Source organism: Arthrobacter sp. NPDC056727 (assembly GCF_042790555.1).
In the GTDB taxonomy this organism is placed as follows: domain Bacteria; phylum Actinomycetota; class Actinomycetes; order Actinomycetales; family Micrococcaceae; genus Arthrobacter.
Genome location: NZ_JBHTZA010000011.1, coordinates 110,062 through 131,136, shown reverse-complemented (window position 1 = coordinate 131,136; position 21,075 = coordinate 110,062). Strand labels below are relative to the sequence as shown.

Here is a 21,075-nt window from a genome sequence, read left to right as displayed (position 1 = left end):
TTTTAGCCGAAAACGAGAGTCAAGTCCACGTCATAATATTCCACGTCATATTCCTTGTCATTGAATGACGTGTCATATAGATTGGCGGCATGACCTCACCTAGCACCCTCGAACGAAGTTCCGGACAGATCGCCACGGCCGTCCGCTGGACCCGCGCCCAGTGGCTCCTGCTGATGGTTGTCTGCACCGTCCTGGCCCTCGACGGCCTGGACGTGTCCATGGTGGGCGTGGCCCTGCCCTCCATCGGGCACGAACTGAACCTCGGCACGGACTCCCTGCAGTGGATCGTCTCTGCGTACGTCCTCGGCTACGGCAGCCTGCTGCTCCTGGGCGGCCGGCTCGCGGACCTTTTGGGCCGCCGTCGCATCTTCCTCATCGCCCTCTCGGTCTTCGCGGCTGCCTCCCTGCTGGGCGGGCTCGTGAACGACCCCACCGTCCTCATCGCCACCCGCTTCGTGAAGGGCCTCGCGGCCGCCTTCACCGCCCCCACGGGCTTCTCCATCATCACCACCAACTTCGCCGAGGGCCGCGAGCGCAACAAGGCCCTCTCCATCTTCACCACCTTCGGTGCCAGCGGCTTCTCCCTGGGGCTCGTCGTCGGCGGCCTCATGACCAGCCTGAGCTGGCGCTGGACGTTCCTGGTCTCCGTGCCGATCGCCGTCCTGGTGGTCATCCTGGGCTACAAATTCATCCCGAAGGACACCCCCGACGCCACGGACAGCGGCCACGACATCTGGGGCGCCGTCACCCTGGCGCTGGGCATGCTGGGACTCGTCTACACGCTGGTGTCCGCACCGGAACAGGGCTGGGGATCTGTGGCAACAATCGCCGGATTCATCATCTCTGCCGCGGTGCTGGCAACCTTCGCCGTGATCGAGAACAAGGTCAGGCACCCGCTCATCCGCTTCGGCATCCTCCGCGAAGGCTGGGTGGCGCGGGCCAACCTCAGCGCGGTGGGGCTGTTCGGCTCCTACCTCAGCTTCCAGTTCATCGTGACGCTCCTGCTGCAGTCCGTCCTCGGCTGGAGTCCGCTGTCCATGGCCCTGGCCCTGCTGCCGACCGGCCTGATCGTGGCCACCAGCGCCCCGTTCGCCGACCGCCTGATCAACGTCTTCGGCGCCACCAAACTGATCCTGACAGGGCTTGTCTCCCTGGGCCTCGGCTACGTGCTGTTCCTCCGGGTGGGCACCACGCCCAACTACGCCCTTGACATCCTGCCCTCGATCATCCTGCTGGGCATCGGCTTCGCCCTGGCGTTCCCGTCCATCAACGTCCAGGCCACCGCGGGCATCAAGGACTCCGAGCAGGGCCTGGCCGCGGGCCTCATCCAAACCAGCACCCAGGTGGGGGCCGCCCTGGTCCTGGCCGTCACCACCGCCCTGGTCAGCGGCGGGCATTCCGACGGCGGCGCCGTCCCCAGTGCCGCGGCCATGCTTGAGCAGTACCGGCCGGGCCTGGTGCTGAGTGCCGCCGTCGCGATCGCCGCGCTGTTGGTTGCCGCAACACCTGCACGACGGCGGACGGTCGCCTTGGCGGCCTAGCCAATGGTTGAGCCTGCCGAATCCGGCCAGCGGGATTCGGCAGGCTCAACCGGCGGGACGCGTGCCCGCGTCCGTGCCCGGCCCCGACGTTGGAACGAAATTCCAGTCGAACGACCCGTTGGGCCGGAGTGTCATCCGAAGGAAACCGTGGGTGTCGCTAAACCGTTTCGCGATGTACGGCGGGCTGCTGGTGAACGACCGGAGGCCGATGCCTCCCGTGGAAACCTGGAACGCTGTCATCCCGTCCCGGACGCACTGGTCCGCGTTGTTCACCGGGCACGAACGTTCGTAGTTGTGCTGTGAGCCTGAGAACGTGAGCCGCACCCGGTGCTTCCACATCACGTCGATCCACGGTTTGTGGTCGGCGGCCCGCGAATGTCCCCTGGTGTTCGACGTGAAGTACGGCTCGTGGTAGACGACCGCAAGGTGCAGACCCGCCTTCCTTGCGGCGGCGAGGTCCTTGTCCAGCCAGGTCGTCAAGGCCTGGGCCTGAGCCGGGTAGTACCGCCAGTGTGCTGACGACAGGAACGCGAAGTGCCAGTTCCCGAAGTTCGCCGAGTACGGTGCCCCGTTGCTGATGAACCCGCGCTGCTGGTTGATGGCGGCCTTGGCAGGGGCGCCGGGGCACTGGCCGTTCATGAAGTTGTCGAGGTCCTCGTTCCGTCCGGGCTGCCAGTCGTGGTTGGGCGCGGACACCCAGTACAGCTTGGATTTCGTGCCGCCCCACAGCGGCGTCCAGGAGTTCACGTAATCGGCGCAGTAGGCGGTGTCGTACTGGAAGTCCCCGAGCCCCAGGAACGCGTCTATCTCGTTGTTCTGCGCGAGCCTGGTGATCGCCGCCCCGTTCCGGCCGGACGGGCTGTCCGGCGCCTTCATATCCCGGCCGTTCATGTCACCGACGGCAGCGATCCTCACGTCACGCGCACGTGCAGCGCTGTCGGGGACAGGCGGCGGGGGTGGCGCAGCGAACGTCGTCGCTGGATCCGGCACTCCGGCGGTCTTCCCGTCGCCGAGCGCGAGGGACGCGGCCCAGAGGCCGGCGACGCCCAGGAGGACAGCGGACGTTCCAGCAATAACACGATTGCGCCGCATCGGGGTTCGCCTCCCGTCGTTGGCGTGCGGTGTGTATGAGTGTAGAACGGCCGGCACCCCACGGGGGAGCCCACAAAGCAGGTGCACCGCTCCACTGTTTTCCCAACCTTTCGCCCATACAATCCGGTGAGCTTGGGACTCGCGGCCCTACGAAAGGGAGGCGCGATGAAAAAGACAGCTCTCGGAGTAATGGCCCTGGCCGGAACAGTCTTCGTTCAACTCGCCGGCGCCGCACCGAGCACCGCGTCGCAGCGTGCCGACGTTACGAAAACCGTGACGAGAGGCCAGGGACTGACAGCGGAATTTGACCGCGCCGACGGGTGCATGCGGACGAGGGTCAGCGTGTTCGGCAGTGTCTTCACCTTCAGCGGAACGCCAACGCCGGACAAGCTGGGTTTTGTGTCCGTCACGCAGGAAAACACATGCACAGGCGCCACACTGATTAATGGGTTTGGCGAGACCGAGTCCCTGAACCTGGTTGTCTCGAACGGGTTGAGTAACGGGCGTCTGAGGATGTCCATGGAATTCACCAACTTTGCCGACCCCGACAACCCGGTGGTTTCGCCGATGACGGCTGACGTGTCCTTCCGGGCTACGGCTCATGCCACCACGGCTTCCACAAAGTCCAAATCCCGTTCCGAGGGGACCCGCTTCGAATCGTCGGAAGACACCAGGAGCCGGCCCGCCTCCGTCGGCGGCACGGTAAAGCTGGGGGCTCAAAGTGTACTTTCGCGGAGTAATTCGTCGTCCTCCGCGACGGTCGGCTCGGTGGTCACCAAAGAGAAAACGGAAGCCCGGTGATTGAACCTGGTCATTCGGGAACCACTGCGCTGACCGCGATGAAACCCCCTTGCGGGTCCCCGATGACCGCGTTGCGGAAACCCGGCGTGCTCATCGGGGCCATCAGGACGCTGCCGCCCAGAGCCGCCGCGCGCTCGGCGGTGGCGTCCGCATCGCTGACGGCAAAGTTCACGCTCCAGTGCGGCGGGACCCCGGTCCCGCCGGTTGGCGTAACGGCCGCCACCACTTCGCCCGAGCGCCGCCACAGCGAGAAGCCCGCATCCGGCACCGGCCCGGAATCCCAGCCGAACACGGCGCCGTAGAACGCCTTCGCCCGCTCTACATCCGCGGTGTGCAGCGAACTCATGGCCCAGGAGTTGGGCACGTCGGCGACCCGGCCGCCGTCGTTCCCGCCGGGCTGCCACAGGCAGAACGGGACGCCGGTGGCGTCGGCGAGTACGGCGAGGCGTCCTTCCGGGCCCGCCCCAAAGGGACCGGCCAGCAGTGTCCCGCCCGCCTGCTCGGCACGCGCGATTGTCTGGGTGACGTCGTCGACGCGGATGTAGGTGTTCCAGACAGTCGGTGTCAGCGGCGGTGCCTGGCCGATCCCGGCCACCAGACGCCCGCGGTAGCGCGCCGCGAAGTACTCGCCCCCGAGCCCTGCCGGCATCGGGGCCGGATCATCGAACGTCCAGCCAAAAAGCGGGCCATAAAACTCTGTGGCGGCTCGCGGATCCGGCTGGAACGTGTCCACGCGGCACGGCACGCCAACAGAGGATGTGTCTCGCGATGGCATAGGGATGCACTCCTTTCGATGGTCGGTGATTCAGCCTGGCGAAATCAGCCTAAAGGCTCACGACAGCACCAGCCAGACGCCTATCGCCCCGAGGGCAACACACGCGCCCGCCGTCCAGAAGACGGCCGCGGTGTCCGGCGGCAGGCGTCCTGCCCTGATGCCCTCGACGCTCCGCCCGTAGCGCCGCCGCTGGGTGAAGTAGATGCCGCTCCCCGCGGCGACCGTCAGCCCGAACATCGCCAGCACAAACGGCCCCTGCTCCGGAACCCACCGCAGGCAGACGGCGCTCGCGGCGATCAGCGTCAGCACCGTCCGGCCCCAGGCGAGCGCTGTGCGCTCGGGCTGCAGCCCCGGGTCACCGTGGAGGGGGCCGTCGCCATCGCGTGGCAGGGGAGCGGGGGCAGGAGTGTCGGTCAAGGTTCAGGCAAGAACGACGACGGCGATCACCACGCCCGCCGCGACGGCGCAGCCGGCGGCGAGCAGCGGACCGATCAGCGGCAGGGGGAGTGGGCGGTTGGAGCGCAGGCTGCTTTCCACCCGCAGCCAGCGAATGGCGGAGCCCGCGCTGAGCAGCATGCCCAGCAGGAGGAGCAGGACCGAGAGCCCGCGGCGGACGGGTTCGGGGAAGACGTCGGTGGTGAAGGCCTCCACCGCAATGCCGCCGGCCAGGAGCGCCAGCGACGTGCGGATCCACGCCAGGAACGTCCGCTCGTTTGCAAGGGTGAAGCGCGGATCCGGTTCGGTGCCGCCGGGCAGGAGCCGTTCGGCAAGCCTGCCTCTGCGGGATTCAGGGCCGGACGGGGATGGCGGGGTGGACGGCACGCTCACAGTCTAGCTTCCGTGGTTCCCCCACCTGACCCGCAGTAGTTGTCGTTTTGAGGGCCCAAAACGGCCCTGTTGTTTACAGGCTGGTGAAATTCTTGTCACACAGGGGTAAAGACGGTTGACTCGCGCTTATGATGCATCCAGGGAGCAAAGTCGGGGGGTGTGCCTTCCACCGGCAGGTGTCCCAGCCGTCGGCCGGCAGGCCGGAAGCAGAGGAGTGTCCATTGGTTGATTCCCCGTTCCCCGACGAGGACAGCTGGCCCGGGGACGAGCGGCCCGGCTCAGAGGTTCCCCTGGTGCGGGAGCAGGCCTACGAGATCATTGACGCTGTCCTGGCCGGCACGGACCCGGAAGGGGCCGAGGTCCGGGACCGGCTGAGGGAACATGTGGCAGCGCATCCCGGAAACCCGGAAGCAGCGCTCCACGAGCACCTGGTCTTCACCCGCTCCCTTGCCAGGCAAACACGCAACAAGCCCCAAGACGGCGAGCAATCGGCGCAGTATCCGGCCGGGATGCAGGACGATGCCGCGCGCCACGGACAGGCGGACATCGAAGCGATCCTGCACGCCGGCATGCTCGTCACGGCTTTCCAGCCGATCCATGACCTGCGCCGCGGGGGCGTCATTGGCGCCGAAGCCCTGACGCGTTTCCTGTGGGAGCAGGACGGCGACGGTGCCGGTTCCTGGTTCAGGAATGCCGCCGCCGTCGGGCTGGGCGCGGACCTGGAGTTCTCGGCGCTGCAGGCGGCCGTCGCCGCGGCGCAGGATCTGCCGAACCACCTGGTTGTGGCATTGAACCTTTCCCCGGCAGTGTGCCTGGATCCCCGGCTGCCGGGGGTGCTGGAACACGCGGGCATGGAACCGTCGCGGATCATGCTGGAACTCACCGAACCGCTCCAGCCTGAGGAACTGGACCCGCTGCTGGACGTCCTGACGCAGCTGCGCATGTCCGGCATGGGGCTGGCGGTGGAGGAGTCGGGCGCGGACGCTGCCTCCATGAGACACATCCGCTCCCTGCGGCCGGACGTCATCAAAGTCGGCCGCTGCCTGATTGCAGGGATAGACGCCGATCCAAGCCGCCAGTACCTGATCGCCGACCTTGTCGAATTCGGACGCCAGACCGGGGCGGCGCTGGCCGCCGTCGGAATCGAAACCGCCGCCGAACTTGCGGTCCTGACCCGGCTGTCCGTGTCCGCCGGCCAGGGCCACTTCCTGGGAAGGCCAACCATCAGCGTGAAGGAATGGGCCACCTGGGCCAGCCCTGCCACGCCGGAGGCCGAAGGCGCGCACGGCAGGCACGCGGCAGCGCGGCCACCACAAACGAACGGACACCAGCGTTAGCCCCGCGCCGCCACGGCTCCTCGCGGAGAAGAACAATGGCGGCCGTCCCTTGTCCGGGGGAGCGGCCGCCATCAGTGTGAAGAGTTAGGCCAGTTCGACGACCTCGAATTCGAGGAGGTCCGCTCCGGTCGCGACCGGCTGGCGGTCGCCGCCGGCGTGCGCTTCGCGGGCCTGGCCGCTCCGCCAGTTCTGGAAGTCCTCTTCGGTGGCCCAGGTGGTGACCACGAAGTAGCGGTCGTCGCCCTTGACCGGGCGGAGCAGCTGGAAGCCTTCGAAGCCCGGCTGGCCGTCGACGGCGTGGGCCCGGGCGGCGAAGCGCTGCTCGAGTTCGGGGCCCTTGCCTTCGGGGACGTGGATGGCGTTGATCTTCACAACAGACATGGTGTTCCTTTCAGACGGTTACTAGAGGTCTTACCAACGCCCATGTCTGGCGTGCAAGGCGCGTCCACAACGGGTTACCCCTGCTGCGCCGCCCATTCCTCGACCCGGCGGTTGCTTTCTTCCTCGCTGAGGTCCTCCACGCGGGTCATGATGGACCAGCGGACGCCGAAGGGGTCCCTGATGCTGGCGTACCGGTCGCCGGAGACGAACGTGGCCAGCGGCTCGCGGATGGTGGCTCCGGCCTGTTCCGCGCGCTGTACCAGGGCGTCCGCGTCCGGGCAGTAGAGGCCCAGGGAGTAGCAGTCGTCCTCACCCTCCGGCGCCGGAACCAGGTGGTAGCCCGGGTTGGGTTCGCCGAGCTGGAGGTGGCCGTTTCCGAAGTCGAGTTCCGCATGCACCACCACTCCGCGCATCTCCGTGGCGCCCACTACGCGGGCGCCGAACACGTCCTTGTAGAAGGCGATCGCTTCCCTGGCGTTGGTGACGGCGAGGAACGGCGTGAGGCTGGTCAGCCCGTTCGGGATTCCGTGGGTTGTGTGCTCTCCGTGGGCGGCAGTGGTGGATTCGGTGCTTGTAGTATCTGTCATGTTCATGACGCTACGTGTCCGGCCAGCGGCGGCGCTTGGAGATTCGCGACAGTCTGAGGGGACTGATGGAGAGTTCGTACAAGGGGATCCTGTACCCGGCCCGGCTTCCCAGTTTTCACCGCCTTCCGGCGCCGGCCTCCGTGGCGGAGCTGGTCCGGTGGTTCTGGATTCCCGAGTGGGACATCGAGCCCGGCCGCACCTCCCGCCAGCACCTGATCGCGTACCCCGGCTCCAACCTCGTGGTGCAGCCCGGTGGCGTGGTCTTCTCCGGCCCCACTACCCGGGCCGCCCATCGGGACCTGGCGGGACGGGGCTGGGCGGTGGGTGCGCTGCTGCGGCCGGCGGCCGTGCCGCTGTTTACCGAGGACCCCTCCGGCCTGCGGGACACGGAAGTGGCTGTGTCCGCGGAAGATCTGCACACTTCCGTCGCGGAGGCCATGAACACGTACGACGGCGGCACCCGCCGCGGGCGGGCAGTGGATGCCTTTGCGGGGTGGCTGGCTTCCTTTGCAGGTCCTGGGGTATCCGAGGAGGCGTCGCTGGCCAACCGGCTGATGGACGTGATCGGTTCGGACGCCGGAATAGTCCGGGTGGAGGACGCGGCGTCTGCGCTGGCGGTTTCGCAGCGGACCCTGCAGCGTGCAGCCAGGAAGTACATCGGCCTCAGCCCTGCCGCGCTGATCCGGCGTCGACGGCTTCAGGACGCTGCCGAACGGGCGCGGCTGGACGCTTCGGCGGACCTGGCAGCGATAGCTGCCGAGCTGGGATACGCCGACCACGCGCACCTGACCAACGACTTTCAGAAGTATCTGGGGTTCACCCCGAGCACGTACCGGCGGGAACTAAACGGATAGTTCCGCCCGGCGGTACCGCAACTCCTTGACAGCCCTGTTCAGTGGGGACCCGTGGAACGGCAGCGCTTGAAGATCCACGGAAGCTGCGGCCTTCAGGGCGGCGGCGTTGGCTGACGCGGCGGCCCGGGGCGGCAAGCCGATCTCAGTTGCGAACTCGGCCCAGTGCCGTGCCTTCAGGTTCTTCGATTTGCCGGCTACCGGCAGTGCCATGGTGATGTCGCCGTAGATGAGTGTGCAGGGAACGTCATAAACCGGAGCGACGACGTAGCCGCCGCCGTGCCGGCCGCCCAGGACGGAGAGGTTCTTGGCGTGCAGGTCGCCGTTGCCGGTCAGCCAGGCGAAAACAAACTGCAGGTACAGGTTCCGGGCGGCCACCGCCGGCGCCTTGCACACCCGGGCCAGGGCTGAAACGACCTCTTCGGCGGCCACGTTGTACTTCGATGCCGGAGGCAGCCCCAACACCTGCGCCCCGTCCTCCGCCGGCAGGTGCACCCACTGCCCGCCCTCGCCGGCCCGGTCGAAGCGGGTGACCAGAAGACCGGGCAACCCGTTCTTGTCGTGGACGACTCTGGCGGCGGCGACGGCGATTTTCAGTACCTTGGCCGCAGCCAGATGAGCCGCCTCGTTCTGGATGAGGCTGGCGTGGGTGGGCGGGTTCATCTTCAGGATGTATCTACCGCTGCCCAAAGCCAGTGGTGCTGACAGCATGGATGCGCTGACTTTGGGCTGAACGCCGGGCAGCCCGTGCAGGTCGAGGGCTTCGGCGAGGACGGTGAAGTCCAGGACCGCCGGATCCGTCGTATCCGCCAGCGGCTCCGGCTCGGCTGGCGCTTCGCCGGCCGGGACGATCTGCACGTCGCCCGGCACATCGGATCCGACGGCCATGATCAGCGTCAACTCATCATCGAGGCTGGTCTTGGCAGCGTTCTTCAGCACGGTCAGCCGGTGACCTTCGGGCAGCAGGCCCGCGAAGAATGCAGGCAGGCCGCCTCCGTGGGTGACAATGGGCTCCGCTGCCGGCGGCAGTGTGGTGGCAATGCCGGGCAGCCCTGCCTTCAGATACTCCGGGAGGTAGGTGAATTCAGTGCCGCCGCTCCCGGTTCGGGCCAGTCGGGCGGCCAGTTCCCCTTGCTTGTAGACGTCGGCGGCTGGAAGGAAGCGCAGCCGCTGCAGGTCACCGGCCATCAGGCGGCCGCCACGTGCAGCCCGAGGACGTTCGCCACGGAGACGACGGCTGCCAGCGTGGGGTTGCCGGTGCCTGTCTCGATGGCCCGGACGGTGCGCTCCGACACTCCGGCCAGATCGGCCAGGTCGCTCTGCTTCAGACCTGCCTCCCTGCGCGCCAAACGGACGGACAGCCCGATGCCCTGCATGTCGCCTTCTGCCATCAGCCAGCCCCGCTTCCATCGGCATGATATTGCCGTTCCCGGCGCTTCTGAACCACAGTGTGCCCCATTCCGCCCGTTTCGGCAACATATTGCCGCTTTCGATTCTGGTTGGCTTTTTGGGCACCGCTGGGAGGCGGATCGGCAGGATGTTGCCGATCCGGGCAAAGCTTGGGATCAGCGGATCAGGCTGGCGTCGGCAGGATGTTGTGGTTGTAGCGGAACACGTTCTGCGGGTCGTAGCGGTTTTTGACGGCCACCAGGCGCTGGTATTTGTCCTGCCCGTAGGACCGGCGCGCGGCCTCGATGTCCTGCTGCCCGAGTTCGGCGCCCAGGAAGTTGACGTATTCGCCGTGCTCCGAGAACGGCTGCATGACGGCGTAGGCCTTGCGGGCGAAGGCGGTGAGCCGTTCGTCCTCGGCGGCGTCCTTCCAGAAACCGTACACGTTGAGCCAGAAGCGCGCGGACCGGTTCGGGAACGCCGTGGCGTCCTCCGGCACCCGTCCGAAGGCACCCTCCAGATGGTGGATGTCGATCCCGGTCCCCTGCCAGGCCAGCTCGGAGGCGAAGCTCAGAAGTACGCCCGCCACCTCCTCGTCCAGGCGGGAGAAGGAAACGTTCTTCCAGTAGCCGCGTGAGCCCTTGGGGAAAACGGCGTCCATGGCGCTTTGCCAGTCCAGCCACGACGTCGGCCCTACTTCCTTTTCGTCGGGCGGAACCTGGACCCGCAGCTGTTCAATGAGGCCCAGGCCGGTCTGGAGGTCCGCGGACGCCCAGGCGAATCCAATCACCATCCACGGTTCGTCGCCCATTCCGAACTCGGGCGGCAGCACCAGGAAGGAGATGATCGGGTTCATCTGCTCGGGCAGATTGCGGGTCCAGGCCGCGAACCCCATGAGCGCGTTCCGCCAGTGCTGTGGCCGGTAGAAGAAGTTCCCGCCCAGGGGTGTTGCCGGCAGCGGATGCGCGCGGAAGGTGAAGGAGGAGGCCACGCCGAAGTTCCCGCCGCCGCCGCGCAGTCCCCAAAACAACTCGGTATTCTTCCGTCCGCTGGCGTGCAGATGGTCTCCGCCGGCGGTGACGACGTCCACAGCCTCCAGGTTGTCCAGGCTCAGGCCGTAGGAACGGGTCAGCCAGCCGACGCCGCCGCCCAGGGTGAGTCCGGCCACCCCTGTTCCGCTGATCACCCCGAGGGGAACGGCCAGGCCGTGGGCCGCCGTCGCCCGGTCCACATCTGCCAGGGTCGCCCCGGGCTCCACCCGGACGAGCCCCTTGCCGGCGTCGACGTCCACCTTCCTCAGCTGTCCGAGGTCCAGGACGAGGCCGCCCTCAACCGTGCCGTGCCCGGCGATGTTGTGCCCGCCGCCGCGGACAGCCAGCGCCAGTCCGCTGCGTTGTACGGCGTCGAGCACCGCGTCGATGTCCCGGACAGCGCCCGCGCGGACGACGGCGAGCGGACGGACATCGACCATGCCGTTCCATACCGCCCGGGCTTCCTCGTAGAGCGGATCCTGGGGCTCGATCAGCTGTCCCGACAGCCGGCCGCGCAGCTCGTGCAGCGTCTGTTGGATCTCACGTTCGGGGCTGTGTTGATGAACTGTAGCCATCGGGTCAGTGCTTCCGGGTCAGAGGGTGAAAGCCCTTGGAACCTTCTGTGATGTCCAGAGTTTAGGATCGCGGCCTGCGCCGGGCAACAGCTTTTTTGTTCCCCGCCGGGCGGCATAAACGCGCCCGACGGCGGCCGTCCGGGCAGCCGCTGTTCCGGTGGCCGCCAATCACCGCTAAGCTCCACTTTGTGACGTCAGGCTATGTCCCGGCACAGCCGGTGTCCCGGCGCCGGTGGGTCGAGCTGGCGGCCGTTTCGGGCATGGCCGGGGCGGTCCTTTTCGTGGCCGCCTTCACCATCCAGGCCTGGATGTACCCCGGCTACTCCTGGACCGGCATGTTTGTCAGCGAGCTCTCCCTCGGCCCGCGGGGCTGGATCCAGATCCTGAACTTCCTGCTGACCGGCGCCCTGATTCTGGTGTTCGGCCGCGGCCTGCGGGCCTGTTTGAATGCGGGCGCGGCTTCCCTGGCCGGGCCGCTGCTGGTGCAGTGCTTGGGGGTTTGCCTGATGGTGTCCGGGCCTTACACCACCGATCCGTCGGCGTTCTCCGGGCCACCCACCGCGCACGGTCTGGTGCATGGCGTCTTCGGGGCCCTTTTCTTCACGCTGGCGCCCGTCTGCTGCTTCGTCTTCTACCGGCGCTTCCGCAGCGACCCGGCCTGGCGCCCCCTGGCGGGATGGACGCTGACCGCCGGAGTCCTCCTCAGCCTCGGGATCATCGTGCTGAAAATCAGCCAGCAGCCCGGGACGGGACTTTTTGAGTGGAAGGGCCTGGTGCAGCGCATCCTGCTGGTCACGATCATGGCCTGGATCTTCGCCGTCGCGTTCCGCCTTCGCACCATTTCCAGGCCCACGGTTGGGCCGGCGTATTAAGAGGTGGCGCATTAAGAAAACGTCAATTTCTGGGCTGACCGCGTATGGAAAGCGTTAAGGCCCGGTCCCCGGGACGTCGCCGGTGGTGTCATTAAGCATGAACACCACCCCCAGGACGGAGGACGCCTCCGGTTTTGCCCCGGCTCCCGGCGCCGTCCGGGATTTCGTCGCCGTCGATGAGAGCGGGGAGTTTTCGTATCACCGGTCCGAGCAGGACCTGGTGGCTGCATTCGAGTACACCGCCGAAGCCGCTTGCATCATGGACCGCAGCGGCGCCGGCTACCGCCTGGAGTTGGGCCCGAACCGGCACCTGGTTCTGGGACCTGCTCGCGGCCCGGTGGAATTCCATTGGCTCCGCCAGGCGTGGCTGGACGCGCAGAGCACCCACCCCGAAATGTACCGGCTCCGCCGCTTCTTCCCGCCAACCCGGGAGGCGGTGGTGCAGGACGTGTTCGAAACCCTCAGCCTTGAACACGGGCCGGAGCCGGCCGAGGGTTCGTGGTCCCTGGGCCTCAACGGCGCAGCGTCCTATCCAGCCAACCTGCCGGACATCGACAGCTGGCTCGCACGCCAGGACCGGCTGGAGCACGTCCTTGTGAAGGACCCGTTCGGACATTGTTACCGGCCGTCGCGGCACCGCGGGCACTGGTACCTGCCGGCACAGACAGGGCTCATTCTGTACGTTGAAGTCCCGGCGCCGGCCGCCTCCCACTCCGGCGGTTAATTCGATATTGCCGCCCTCATGACGGGCTACTACCATGTGCACATCTTGAGACCAAAGGAGGTCGCCGCCATGTCATTCATCATCACGGTTAAGATTCCCGGTGATACGAGTGCCTTTACCAAATCGCTCGAGGAACGCGCCGACGAGTACCGCGAGATTTCGGGGCGCGGCCGGGCGGCGGGTGCCATCCATCATCAGTTCGCGGTTGGTGATGGCTTCATCCTCGTGGTCGACGAATGGGAATCCGCGGACGCATTCCAGAAGTTCTTCAGCGACCCCGAGCTGAAGACTTTCATCGGATCCGTCGGCGGCGACCCCAACGCAGCCCCGGAGGTCACCTTCGCCGAATCCATCGATTCCCCGGACAGGTTCTGACCGGGCACCTACCGCTAGGACTGGCCGCCGAAATCGCGGATGGTGATCCCGGTGAAGTTGGCCGGGCCGCCGTCGGCATAAAACGAGATTCCCGTGTCGCCGTCGGCAAAATGCACCTGCTGCGACAGGACCGTGTACCCGGAGTTCACGAACACCTCGACGCTCTGCGTGTCAACGAAGATGCGAAGATGCACCGACCGCGCGGCCGCATCGATCGGTGCGGCCGCACGCGTGTAGGGAACCAGCGAGTAGCCGCTCAGGTCCGAGGGCGCACGGTCGACGTACAGCTCGCTGCCGTACTTGCCGATGTTGGTATGGCGCGATCCGTCCGCTGAGCGGCCCACCGAAACCCCGACGTTGGCAGCGGTGCCCCATGAAATGTCGAGCTCCAGCTCGTACGCGCGGCCGTTCCACGGCAGCACGGAGCTGCCGTTCACGGTGCGGTCGGGGAATGTGGTGGTCGCTGTGGCATACCCCGCCAGTGCCGGAACCGGGGTGCTGAGCAGGCTGTACCAGCCCCCCGGCTGGTGCTCCAGCCGCAATTCCCGCACGATCGAGTTCTGCCCGTTGTACCCGTCGGAGGCATCGGTGGGTACGTCGCGGGCGGCGTACTTCCAGTTGTTCATCCATGCGGTTGCCAGGCGCCTGGTCTCCGGTGCCTCGGCCGACGGCCACGTCACGGCGGCGTACCAGTCCCATCCCCAGTCGAGCCACTGCGGGGTGGGGTCGTCGGCGATGAACGCCGCACCGTCCCAGGTGCCCGTCCAATACGCATAGGTCATCGGCAGGCCTGCACTGTAGGCATCCATGCTCGCGCCGAGCACCCAATGCCGGGTGCCGTCGCCGGCGGTCATCTCGAACAGATCGGGGCACTCGATCCCGCCGAGCGCATGGTTCGGGTAGTCGAAGTTGGATGTCCATTGCCAGTCCCGCAGGTTCGCCGAGGTGTAGAACGCCGCGTAGCGGGCGCGCCCGATGACGCACACCCATTCGCTGCGTGCCGCATCCCAGTGAATTTTCGGGTCGCGGAACCACTCTGCATTTTCGATCTCGGCGGGTGTGCCGGCCGTGCGGCCGTCGCTGTTGATGATCACCGGGCCGGGAAGGGCGGTGAAGGTGTAGCCGCCGTCGGTGGACCAGTGAAGGTACTGCTCCTGGTACCTGCGGATCCCGCCGGTGGGCTGCGTGGCGAGAGCGATCACCGCCCCGGCGCCGAAGCCGGCAGTGTTGGCGGTGTCGACGACGACTGATCCCGACCACACCGGGAAATCAGGCTGCAACGGCATGGCCACGCCGTGGTGGGTGAATGACACGCCATCGCTGGTGGTCGCGTGGTCCCATCCGCCGGGGCCGTTGTTTTGCCCCGAGTGCAGATAGTAGAGCTGGTAGGCGCCGTGGGTATGTACCGGGCGCTGGGGATCGCACAGCCAGCCCGAGGGCGGCGTCATGTGATAGACCGCCCGCAGGGACGGCTGGGCGTGTGCTGCAACGGGTACTGCACTGCCAGCGAAAAGGGTAAGGGCCCCGATGCCCGTGCCCTGCAGGACAGTGCGCCGTGAGATGCGGTGCGTCATGAATTGGTTTCCTCTCAAGGTTCGGCGGGCGCCATAGCCAGCTGAACTTGGTGGTGGGGGAGCGCATTAGGACGATAGGGGGTTTCGGAGGCTGCGGTCAAGCGTTTTAGCAAAACTGCGGAAGGCAAAAACAAGTTTTGCTAAAACGCTTGATCAACGGGAAACTTGGCGCTAGCTTTACTGGTGATCAAACGCTTTAGCAGAATGGACATCAGCGCCGATGAAACGCCCAGTCTTCTTCCAGCCCTCCGACGGATGGGTTGGGGACCTCATTCCCTTCGAGAAGGACGGAGAGTTCTGGCTCTTCTACCTTCATGAAGTTCGCTCGGACCCGAAGCCCGGCACGTCATGGAACCTGGTCACCACCAAGGACCTCACCCAGTTTGAGAACCACGGCGTGGCGCTGGAGCACGGCACCGAGACCGACCCCGACTTCAACGCGTATACCGGCAGCATCGTCGTCGACGCGGCCGGCACCCACCACCTGTTCTATACCGGCCAGAACCCGCGCCATCTCGGAGCCGACGGCGCCCCGCTCCAGCTCGTCATGCACGCCACCAGCACCGACGGCATGCAAACGTGGGCGAAGCACCCGGAGCACACCTTTGGCGCCCCGGAAGGCTACGAATCCGGCGACTGGCGTGATCCCTTCGTCTTCTATGACGAGGCCGCAGCCCAGTGGAGGATGCTTCTGGCGGCACGGCATTCCGCCGGCCCCGAACGCCGCCGCGGCGTCATCGCCCAGTGCGTGTCCCGTGACCTGACCACCTGGCAGTACGCCGAGCCTTTCTGGGATCCCCGGCGCTACATCACCCATGAATGCCCCGACGTCTTCTCCTGGGGCGACTGGTGGTACATGGTCTACTCCGAGTTCTCCGAATCGTTCACCACCCGCTACCGGATGGCCAAGAGCCCGGACGGCCCGTGGACGGTCCCGAACCTGGACAGCATCGACGGCCGTGCCTTCTACGCCTCCAAGAGCGCCGGCCGGGACGGACGCCGCTTCTTCTTCGGGTGGATCGCCAGCAAGGAAGGCAACGCCGATCAGGGGCCGTGGCAGTGGGCCGGCACGATGTCCGTGCTGGAAGCCCGCCAGAACCCGGACGGAACACTGGGCTTCTCCTTCGCGGATGAGCTCGTGGACAGCTTCTGGGACGAGGTTCCGGTATCGCTGACCAACGATCTGCCCATCCGGCTGAGTGCGCCGGACGGGTATGCGGCCCGCATTTCCGACGGCGACCTGCCGGACCAGTTCTACGCCAAGGCGGTGCTGGACATCGATGCCGGCACCACCGAATGCGGGCTGCTTCTGCGCTCCAGCGCCGATGGCGACCGGTCCTACGTCATCCGCCTGGAGCCGAAACGCGGACGCCTGGTATTTGACCGGTGGCCGCGCACCATCACCGGCGACGCACAGTGGCATGTCTCCGGGGATGTCCCCTTCGACATTGAGCTGGAGCGTCCCTGCAGCCTCAACCCCGGCGAGCACACCCTGGAGGTGATTGTCGACGGCGATCTCTGCGTCGCCGTCGTCGACCGGCAGGTAGCCCTCAGCACCCGAATCTACGACCTGACGGAGGGCCGGCTCGGCGTGTTTGCCGGCGAAGGTTCCATCACCGTCACCCAACTTGAGATACGCCAGCGCACCGACAACTGAATACGCCAGACACCGTCGTCGTCCGTTCCAACCAAGGAAGTTTGCCGCAATGAAAAAACTGATCCGAACCGCTGCCGTGGCAGCTGTCACCGCCCTGGCCCTGGCCGGCTGCGGCGGGGGAGGGGCCAGCACCTCCTCCAACGTCACCCCCACCGGCGAAATCAAGCCCCGCGAGATTTCCTGGCTGCTGTCCCGCCCGGCCGACGGCGCCGTCATCAACATCATGAAGAAGCTCGCCGGCGACTACGCCAAGGACCACCCGGGCTTCTCCCTGAACCTGATCACCACGCCGGACAGGCCCTCCTACATCCAGAAGCTCGAAACACTCGCCGCCGCGAACAAGCTTCCCGAGCTCTTTGACACCGACGCCACCCCGTTCGCCCAGCAGCTGGCCAAACAGGGCAAGATGGTGGACGCCGAAAAACTCCTCAAAACCCTCAACGTCTACGACAACTACCGGCCCGCCGCTCTGGACTACCAGCGCTTCGACGACCGCTCGCTCTACATGATCCCGTTCCAGTTCGAGCTCGAATTCATCTGGTACAACAAGGCGTTGCTGCAGAAGGCAGGGGTGTCCGCTCCGAAGTCCCTGGATGACATCCCCGCCATGTGCACGTCGCTGCGCAAGGCCGGCATCACCCCGATCGCCATCGATGGGCAGGACCAGTGGCCGCTGGAACGCTACGTGGCCTACCAGCCCTTCCGCGAGGCGGGACCGGACTTCATCCAGAAGCTGAAGAAGGGCGAGGCCAAGTTCTCCGATCCGGCAGGCCAGAAGACCGTTGAATGGCTGGCCGCACTGGGCAAGGCCAAGTGCTTCCAGGACGGTTTCTCGTCGCAGGGCTACTCCGATGCGCAGAACCAGTTCACCTCCGGCAAGGCGGCCATGTACAACATCGGCACCTGGGAACTGCCCAGCCTGGCCACGGACAAGCTGAACCCGGCAGTGCGGAATGACATCGACTTCATCACCCTTCCGACGACCGAAGGCTCGGCCACCGCCGCCAACGAATTCGTATCCCCGTCCGGCATCGGCATGGCAGTGAACGCCAAGACGTATGACCCGCTGGTGAGTGACTTCCTCAAGTTCGCCCTGGAGAAGTACCCCGCCGAATACGCGGCCACCGGCGCCCTTTCCCCGACGACGAACGTCAAGACGGCCATCCCCGCCAACGCCACCCCGCTGTACACGAAGGCTGTCCAGAAGGCGGACGGTCTGGGGGACCAGCAGGCCATGCCGTGGGACACCCAGCTTGATCCCACCACCAACGGCAGGCTGCAGCAGGAGCTGGTGCTCCTGGTCCAGGGCGACATCACGCCCGAGCAGTTCACCAGCACGATGGACAGCACAGTCGCGCAGAATGCCCCGAAGTTCTTCAAGTAACCCCTAAGCGGCGGGGGACCCCCGGGTCCCCCGCCCGAAAGGCCCCGCCATGCTTCCCAACCGGTCCCGGCTTTCAGTCCTGGTCTTCCTGCTCCCGCCGCTGCTCCTCTACGGTGCAGCCGTGCTGTTCCCCATCCTCCAGTCCCTGTTCCTGAGCTTCTTCTCCTGGAACGGCATCAGCGATATGGAATTCGTGGGGCTGGCCAACTACGTCCGGATGTTCACCGCCGACGACGTCTTTTGGCGCTCGTTCTTCAACGCCCTCGGATACCTGGCCATCTGCCTGGTCCTGCAGCTGGGCGGCGCACTGCTGGTGGCCAGCCTGCTGACCTCGCTGCGGCGCGGCCGCGAACTCATCAAAACCCTTTACCTCCTGCCGGCCGTCATCTCCACGGTGGCGATCGCCTTCCTGTTCGTCCGCATCTACTCCATCGACCCCGTGGGCCTGCTCAACCAGCTCCTGAACTGGATAGGCCTCGGCAGCCTGGAACGCGCCTGGCTCTCCGACGTCAACACCGTCCTTGCCGCCGTCTCCGCCCCTGAGGGATGGCGGTTCACCGGACTGTACATGCTGATCATCTACGCGGCGCTGATCTCCGTCCCGAAGGAGCTGGAGGAGGCAGCCGTCCTCGACGGCGCCTCCCGCTGGACCCTGTTCACCAAGATCCGCTTCCCGCACATCCGCCCGGTCTGGATCACGACGACGATCATGGCCACCACCTATGGCCTCCGTGGCTTCGACATCCCCTACCTCATGACCAACGGCGGCCCCGGCCAGTCCTCGGAGCTCCTCACCACCTACATGTACAAGACAGCATTCACCAGTACCGACTTCGGGTACGCCAGCACCATCTCCGTGTTCATCGTGATCGAGTGCCTCGTCGCCGTCGGCCTCATCCTCTTCATGCTCAAGCGGAAGGCAGAGTCATGATCACCCAGACAGCCCCCGCCGCACCCAAAGCGCCGGCGCCGCTGGCCGCCCGAGCCGCGCGCCGCCGTCGGCCCCGTCCCAGCGTGTTCCGGACTTTCTCCCGGGTGCTGATTGCCCTCATCGTCATCGTCCAGGTCTACCCGCTGGCCTGGCTGTTCGTGACAAGCCTGCGCAGCGAACACGACTTCGCCACCGGGGACCCGTTCGCCCTCCCGAAGGCGCTCACCCTGGAGAACTACGCCCGGGCCTTTGAAACCGGGGACCTTGGGAAAAACATCCTGAACAGCTTCATCGTCACCATGGGCGCCAACGTCCTGATCGTGCTGCTGGGCATGATGGCCGCCTACGCCATCCAGGTCCTCGGCTTCCGCCTCAGCCGCCTGGTGCGCGGGCTGTTCCTGGTGGGCATCATCGTCCCCGTCCAGATCGCGCTGGTCCCGCTGTTCATCGACTACTCCACGGTGAACCTGCTCGACACCTACCAGTCGATGATCATTCCGCTGGCGGGGTTCTCCCTGCCCATGTCCGTCTACCTGTTCTCCTCGTTCTTCGAATACATCCCGCGCGAAACCTACGAGGCGGCGTCCCTGGACGGCGCCGGACCGTACCGGATCTTCGGGCTGATCACCCTCCCGCTGTCCCTGAACACCGTGGTGACCGTGGTGCTGGTCAACAGCATCTTCATCTGGAACGACTTCATTTTCGCCAACACCTTCGTCCTGTCGGAGGAACTGAAAACCATCCCGCTGGGCCTGCAGAACTACATCGGAGCGATGGGCAAGGTGGACTGGACCGCAACGTTCGCGGCCGTGTGCGTCACCATCACGCCGCTACTGCTGGTTTTCCTGGTCCTCAACAAGGCCATGATCCAGGGCCTGGAAAGCGGGGCGACCAAGGGATGACGGCAACGGCGGATGGATATACTCCTGAAGGAGGGCAGATGGTTTCAAAGGAGAAAAGTGCGGGCAGGCCGGCGTCTGCGGCCCGTGCACCCAGGACGCCCGGGCGTGCCCACCCCGTGACCCTCCGCGAAGTGGCCGAAGCAGCCGGGGTCTCCACTGCCACCGTGTCCCTGGTGATCAACAAGAAGAAGAACGCGCGCATCGCCGAGGAGACACGCCAGCGCGTCAACGATGCCATCCGGCAGCTCGGCTACCGCCCCAACGCCATGGCCCAGACCCTGGTCAGCGGCACCTCGAAGTTCATCGGGCTCGTCGCTGACGGCGTGGCCACCACCCCGTTCGCGGGGCAGATCATCCACGGGGCGCAGGACGAGGCCTGGAAGCACGGGTACGCGCTGCTGATCGCCAACACCGAGGGGAACCAGGACCTCGAAAAGGACGCGATCGCCATGATGCTGGAATACAAGGTGCGCGGCATCCTGTACTCCACGTGGTTCCACCGTTCCACTGCCGTCCCGGAAACACTGCGCGAGGCGGACTTCGTCCTGGTCAACTGCTTCTCCCCGGAGCCGGGCGCGGCCCGCGCCGTGGTACCCGACGAAGAGCAGGGCGGGCGGTCCGCGACGGAAATCCTGCTCCGCAGCGGCCACCGGCGCATTGCCTTCATCAACGCGACGACGCCGGCCCCGGCCCGGGACGGCCGGCTTTTCGGGTACACGGAAGCGCTGAAGGCAGCCGGCATTCCCTTCGACCCGCACCTGGTCATGGAGGCCTATCCGGACCAGGAGGGCGGATACGGGGCTACTGAAGAGCTGCTCAAGCGCGACGTCACGGCCGTGTACTGCTACAACGACCGGATGGCCATGGGGCTTTACGACGGACTGCGGGAAGCCGGGCTCTCCATCCCGGACGACATTGCCGTGGTGGGCTTCGACAACCAGGAGGTCATCGCCGCCCACCTCCGGCCTCCGCTCTCCACAGTGTCGCTGCCGCACTACGAGCTCGGGGCAGCCGGGGTGCGCATGCTGCTGGGCCTGGACGAAGCACCCGGCGACGCATCACTGAAGATCGCATGCCCCACCGTTGAGCGCGCGTCCGTGTCCGAGCACTGACCCGGACGGCGACGAACTCTACCTGGCTGAGGAACCCGCCGAAGCCTGAAACGACTTGTCGCGTCCTCATGGTGCCAGCGTCGTAGCCGGGCCCGGATGCACGGAAAGATGCCTGCCGGGCCCGGCAATCTGAAGCGAGAGGTTCGCGGCAACCTCTGCGGCTTCAGCGACATGACCAGAGTGCACCCCCGACGCTACGAAATGCGGGTGCTGGCGGGAGGGCCCCGGCTCAAATCGTCCCCCGCAAACGAGGGGGACAGCGGTGCGGCCTCAAGAACCCCACAAGCTCATCCGCCGCTCCGGCCGCTGCTTCTTCCCCCTTGCCACGCCGGCACGTCAGGGCAGGTGGAGGGCGA

Annotated in this window: 22 protein-coding genes; 12 read left to right on the top strand and 10 right to left on the bottom strand. The window is 66.3% G+C overall.

Going from position 1 to position 21,075, the window contains the following annotated elements:
- Nucleotides 1-89 precede the first annotated feature (89 nt).
- Nucleotides 90-1,541 carry an MFS transporter gene (locus tag ACFRAH_RS13045; RefSeq protein ID WP_377991301.1) on the top strand — a complete coding sequence of 484 codons (1,452 nt, stop codon included), beginning with the start codon at nt 90-92 and terminating at the stop codon, nt 1,539-1,541.
- 45 nt (nt 1,542-1,586) lie between these two features.
- Here ACFRAH_RS13045 and ACFRAH_RS13040 read toward each other — a convergent pair whose 3' ends face one another.
- Complete coding sequence (locus ACFRAH_RS13040; protein WP_377991300.1) at nt 1,587-2,633, bottom strand: hypothetical protein; 1,047 nt, start codon at nt 2,631-2,633, stop codon at nt 1,587-1,589.
- Nucleotides 2,634-2,798: 165 nt separating this feature from the next.
- On the opposite strand from ACFRAH_RS13040, the gene ACFRAH_RS13035 reads away from it, so the two are divergent.
- Nucleotides 2,799-3,434 (top strand): hypothetical protein, encoded by a 636-nt coding sequence (locus ACFRAH_RS13035; protein WP_377991299.1) that lies wholly within the window; start codon nt 2,799-2,801, stop codon nt 3,432-3,434.
- A gap of 10 nt (nt 3,435-3,444) precedes the next feature.
- Here ACFRAH_RS13035 and ACFRAH_RS13030 read toward each other — a convergent pair whose 3' ends face one another.
- From ACFRAH_RS13030 to ACFRAH_RS13020, 3 genes are read right to left on the bottom strand one after another with little or no spacing between them, the layout of a single operon-like run.
- Nucleotides 3,445-4,209, bottom strand: coding sequence for a VOC family protein (locus ACFRAH_RS13030; RefSeq protein WP_377991298.1), 765 nt, complete (start codon nt 4,207-4,209; stop codon nt 3,445-3,447).
- 57 nt (nt 4,210-4,266) lie between these two features.
- Nucleotides 4,267-4,626: a DUF202 domain-containing protein gene (locus ACFRAH_RS13025; protein WP_377991297.1), complete on the bottom strand. Its 360-nt coding sequence runs from the start codon at nt 4,624-4,626 to the stop codon at nt 4,267-4,269.
- Between the two features lie 3 nt (nt 4,627-4,629).
- The gene (locus ACFRAH_RS13020; protein WP_377991296.1) at nt 4,630-5,031 is read right to left on the bottom strand and encodes a YidH family protein; all 402 of its coding nucleotides are present in this window, start codon (nt 5,029-5,031) and stop codon (nt 4,630-4,632) included.
- Nucleotides 5,032-5,258: 227 nt separating this feature from the next.
- Between ACFRAH_RS13020 and ACFRAH_RS13015 the strand changes: the two genes are divergently transcribed.
- Nucleotides 5,259-6,374, top strand: a complete 1,116-nt coding sequence (locus ACFRAH_RS13015; RefSeq protein WP_377991295.1) for an EAL domain-containing protein — start codon at nt 5,259-5,261, stop codon at nt 6,372-6,374.
- 84 nt (nt 6,375-6,458) lie between these two features.
- Here ACFRAH_RS13015 and ACFRAH_RS13010 read toward each other — a convergent pair whose 3' ends face one another.
- Together ACFRAH_RS13010 and ACFRAH_RS13005 are read right to left on the bottom strand one after the other, a co-directional pair.
- Nucleotides 6,459-6,755: an antibiotic biosynthesis monooxygenase family protein gene (locus ACFRAH_RS13010; protein ID WP_377991294.1), complete on the bottom strand. Its 297-nt coding sequence runs from the start codon at nt 6,753-6,755 to the stop codon at nt 6,459-6,461.
- A gap of 74 nt (nt 6,756-6,829) precedes the next feature.
- Entirely contained in the window at nt 6,830-7,342 is a 513-nt protein-coding gene (locus ACFRAH_RS13005; RefSeq protein ID WP_377991293.1) for a VOC family protein, read from the bottom strand.
- Nucleotides 7,343-7,407: 65 nt separating this feature from the next.
- Between ACFRAH_RS13005 and ACFRAH_RS13000 the strand changes: the two genes are divergently transcribed.
- Nucleotides 7,408-8,196, top strand: coding sequence for a helix-turn-helix domain-containing protein (locus tag ACFRAH_RS13000; protein WP_377991292.1), 789 nt, complete (start codon nt 7,408-7,410; stop codon nt 8,194-8,196).
- Here the strand turns inward: ACFRAH_RS13000 and ACFRAH_RS12995 are convergent.
- From ACFRAH_RS12995 to ACFRAH_RS12985, 3 genes are all read right to left on the bottom strand, one after another.
- The gene (locus ACFRAH_RS12995; RefSeq protein WP_377991291.1) at nt 8,185-9,381 is read right to left on the bottom strand and encodes a type II toxin-antitoxin system HipA family toxin; all 1,197 of its coding nucleotides are present in this window, start codon (nt 9,379-9,381) and stop codon (nt 8,185-8,187) included. The two genes, ACFRAH_RS13000 and ACFRAH_RS12995, sit on opposite strands and share 12 nt — an antisense overlap.
- A complete protein-coding gene (locus ACFRAH_RS12990; protein ID WP_377991340.1) occupies nt 9,381-9,569 on the bottom strand; it encodes a helix-turn-helix transcriptional regulator in 189 nt (62 codons plus the stop codon). Before ACFRAH_RS12990 ends, ACFRAH_RS12995 begins: the two co-directional genes overlap by 1 nt.
- A 197-nt stretch (nt 9,570-9,766) precedes the next feature.
- Nucleotides 9,767-11,188, bottom strand: coding sequence for an FAD-binding oxidoreductase (locus tag ACFRAH_RS12985; protein WP_377991290.1), 1,422 nt, complete (start codon nt 11,186-11,188; stop codon nt 9,767-9,769).
- 188 nt (nt 11,189-11,376) lie between these two features.
- On the opposite strand from ACFRAH_RS12985, the gene ACFRAH_RS12980 reads away from it, so the two are divergent.
- From ACFRAH_RS12980 to ACFRAH_RS12970, 3 genes are all read left to right on the top strand, one after another.
- On the top strand, nt 11,377-12,060 hold the full coding sequence (locus ACFRAH_RS12980; RefSeq protein ID WP_377991289.1) for a DUF998 domain-containing protein: 684 nt from the start codon (nt 11,377-11,379) through the stop codon (nt 12,058-12,060).
- Between the two features lie 97 nt (nt 12,061-12,157).
- Nucleotides 12,158-12,784, top strand: a complete 627-nt coding sequence (locus tag ACFRAH_RS12975; RefSeq protein ID WP_377991288.1) for a hypothetical protein — start codon at nt 12,158-12,160, stop codon at nt 12,782-12,784.
- Nucleotides 12,785-12,853: 69 nt separating this feature from the next.
- Nucleotides 12,854-13,159 carry a hypothetical protein gene (locus tag ACFRAH_RS12970; RefSeq protein ID WP_377991287.1) on the top strand — a complete coding sequence of 102 codons (306 nt, stop codon included), beginning with the start codon at nt 12,854-12,856 and terminating at the stop codon, nt 13,157-13,159.
- Nucleotides 13,160-13,173: 14 nt separating this feature from the next.
- Here ACFRAH_RS12970 and ACFRAH_RS12965 read toward each other — a convergent pair whose 3' ends face one another.
- Nucleotides 13,174-14,733 (bottom strand): glycoside hydrolase family 32 protein, encoded by a 1,560-nt coding sequence (locus ACFRAH_RS12965; RefSeq protein WP_377991286.1) that lies wholly within the window; start codon nt 14,731-14,733, stop codon nt 13,174-13,176.
- Between the two features lie 220 nt (nt 14,734-14,953).
- Between ACFRAH_RS12965 and ACFRAH_RS12960 the strand changes: the two genes are divergently transcribed.
- The 5 genes from ACFRAH_RS12960 to ACFRAH_RS12940 are packed head-to-tail and all read left to right on the top strand — an operon-like array spanning nt 14,954 to nt 20,719.
- Nucleotides 14,954-16,390, top strand: coding sequence for a GH32 C-terminal domain-containing protein (locus tag ACFRAH_RS12960; protein ID WP_377991285.1), 1,437 nt, complete (start codon nt 14,954-14,956; stop codon nt 16,388-16,390).
- A 49-nt stretch (nt 16,391-16,439) separates the two neighbouring features.
- Nucleotides 16,440-17,774 carry an ABC transporter substrate-binding protein gene (locus ACFRAH_RS12955; protein WP_377991284.1) on the top strand — a complete coding sequence of 445 codons (1,335 nt, stop codon included), beginning with the start codon at nt 16,440-16,442 and terminating at the stop codon, nt 17,772-17,774.
- Between the two features lie 49 nt (nt 17,775-17,823).
- Nucleotides 17,824-18,705, top strand: coding sequence for a carbohydrate ABC transporter permease (locus ACFRAH_RS12950; protein WP_377991283.1), 882 nt, complete (start codon nt 17,824-17,826; stop codon nt 18,703-18,705).
- Nucleotides 18,702-19,607 carry a carbohydrate ABC transporter permease gene (locus ACFRAH_RS12945; protein WP_377991282.1) on the top strand — a complete coding sequence of 302 codons (906 nt, stop codon included), beginning with the start codon at nt 18,702-18,704 and terminating at the stop codon, nt 19,605-19,607. Before ACFRAH_RS12950 ends, ACFRAH_RS12945 begins: the two co-directional genes overlap by 4 nt.
- Before the next feature lie 38 nt (nt 19,608-19,645).
- Entirely contained in the window at nt 19,646-20,719 is a 1,074-nt protein-coding gene (locus ACFRAH_RS12940) for a LacI family DNA-binding transcriptional regulator (protein ID WP_377991281.1), read from the top strand.
- The last annotated feature ends 356 nt before the right edge of the window (nt 20,720-21,075 follow it).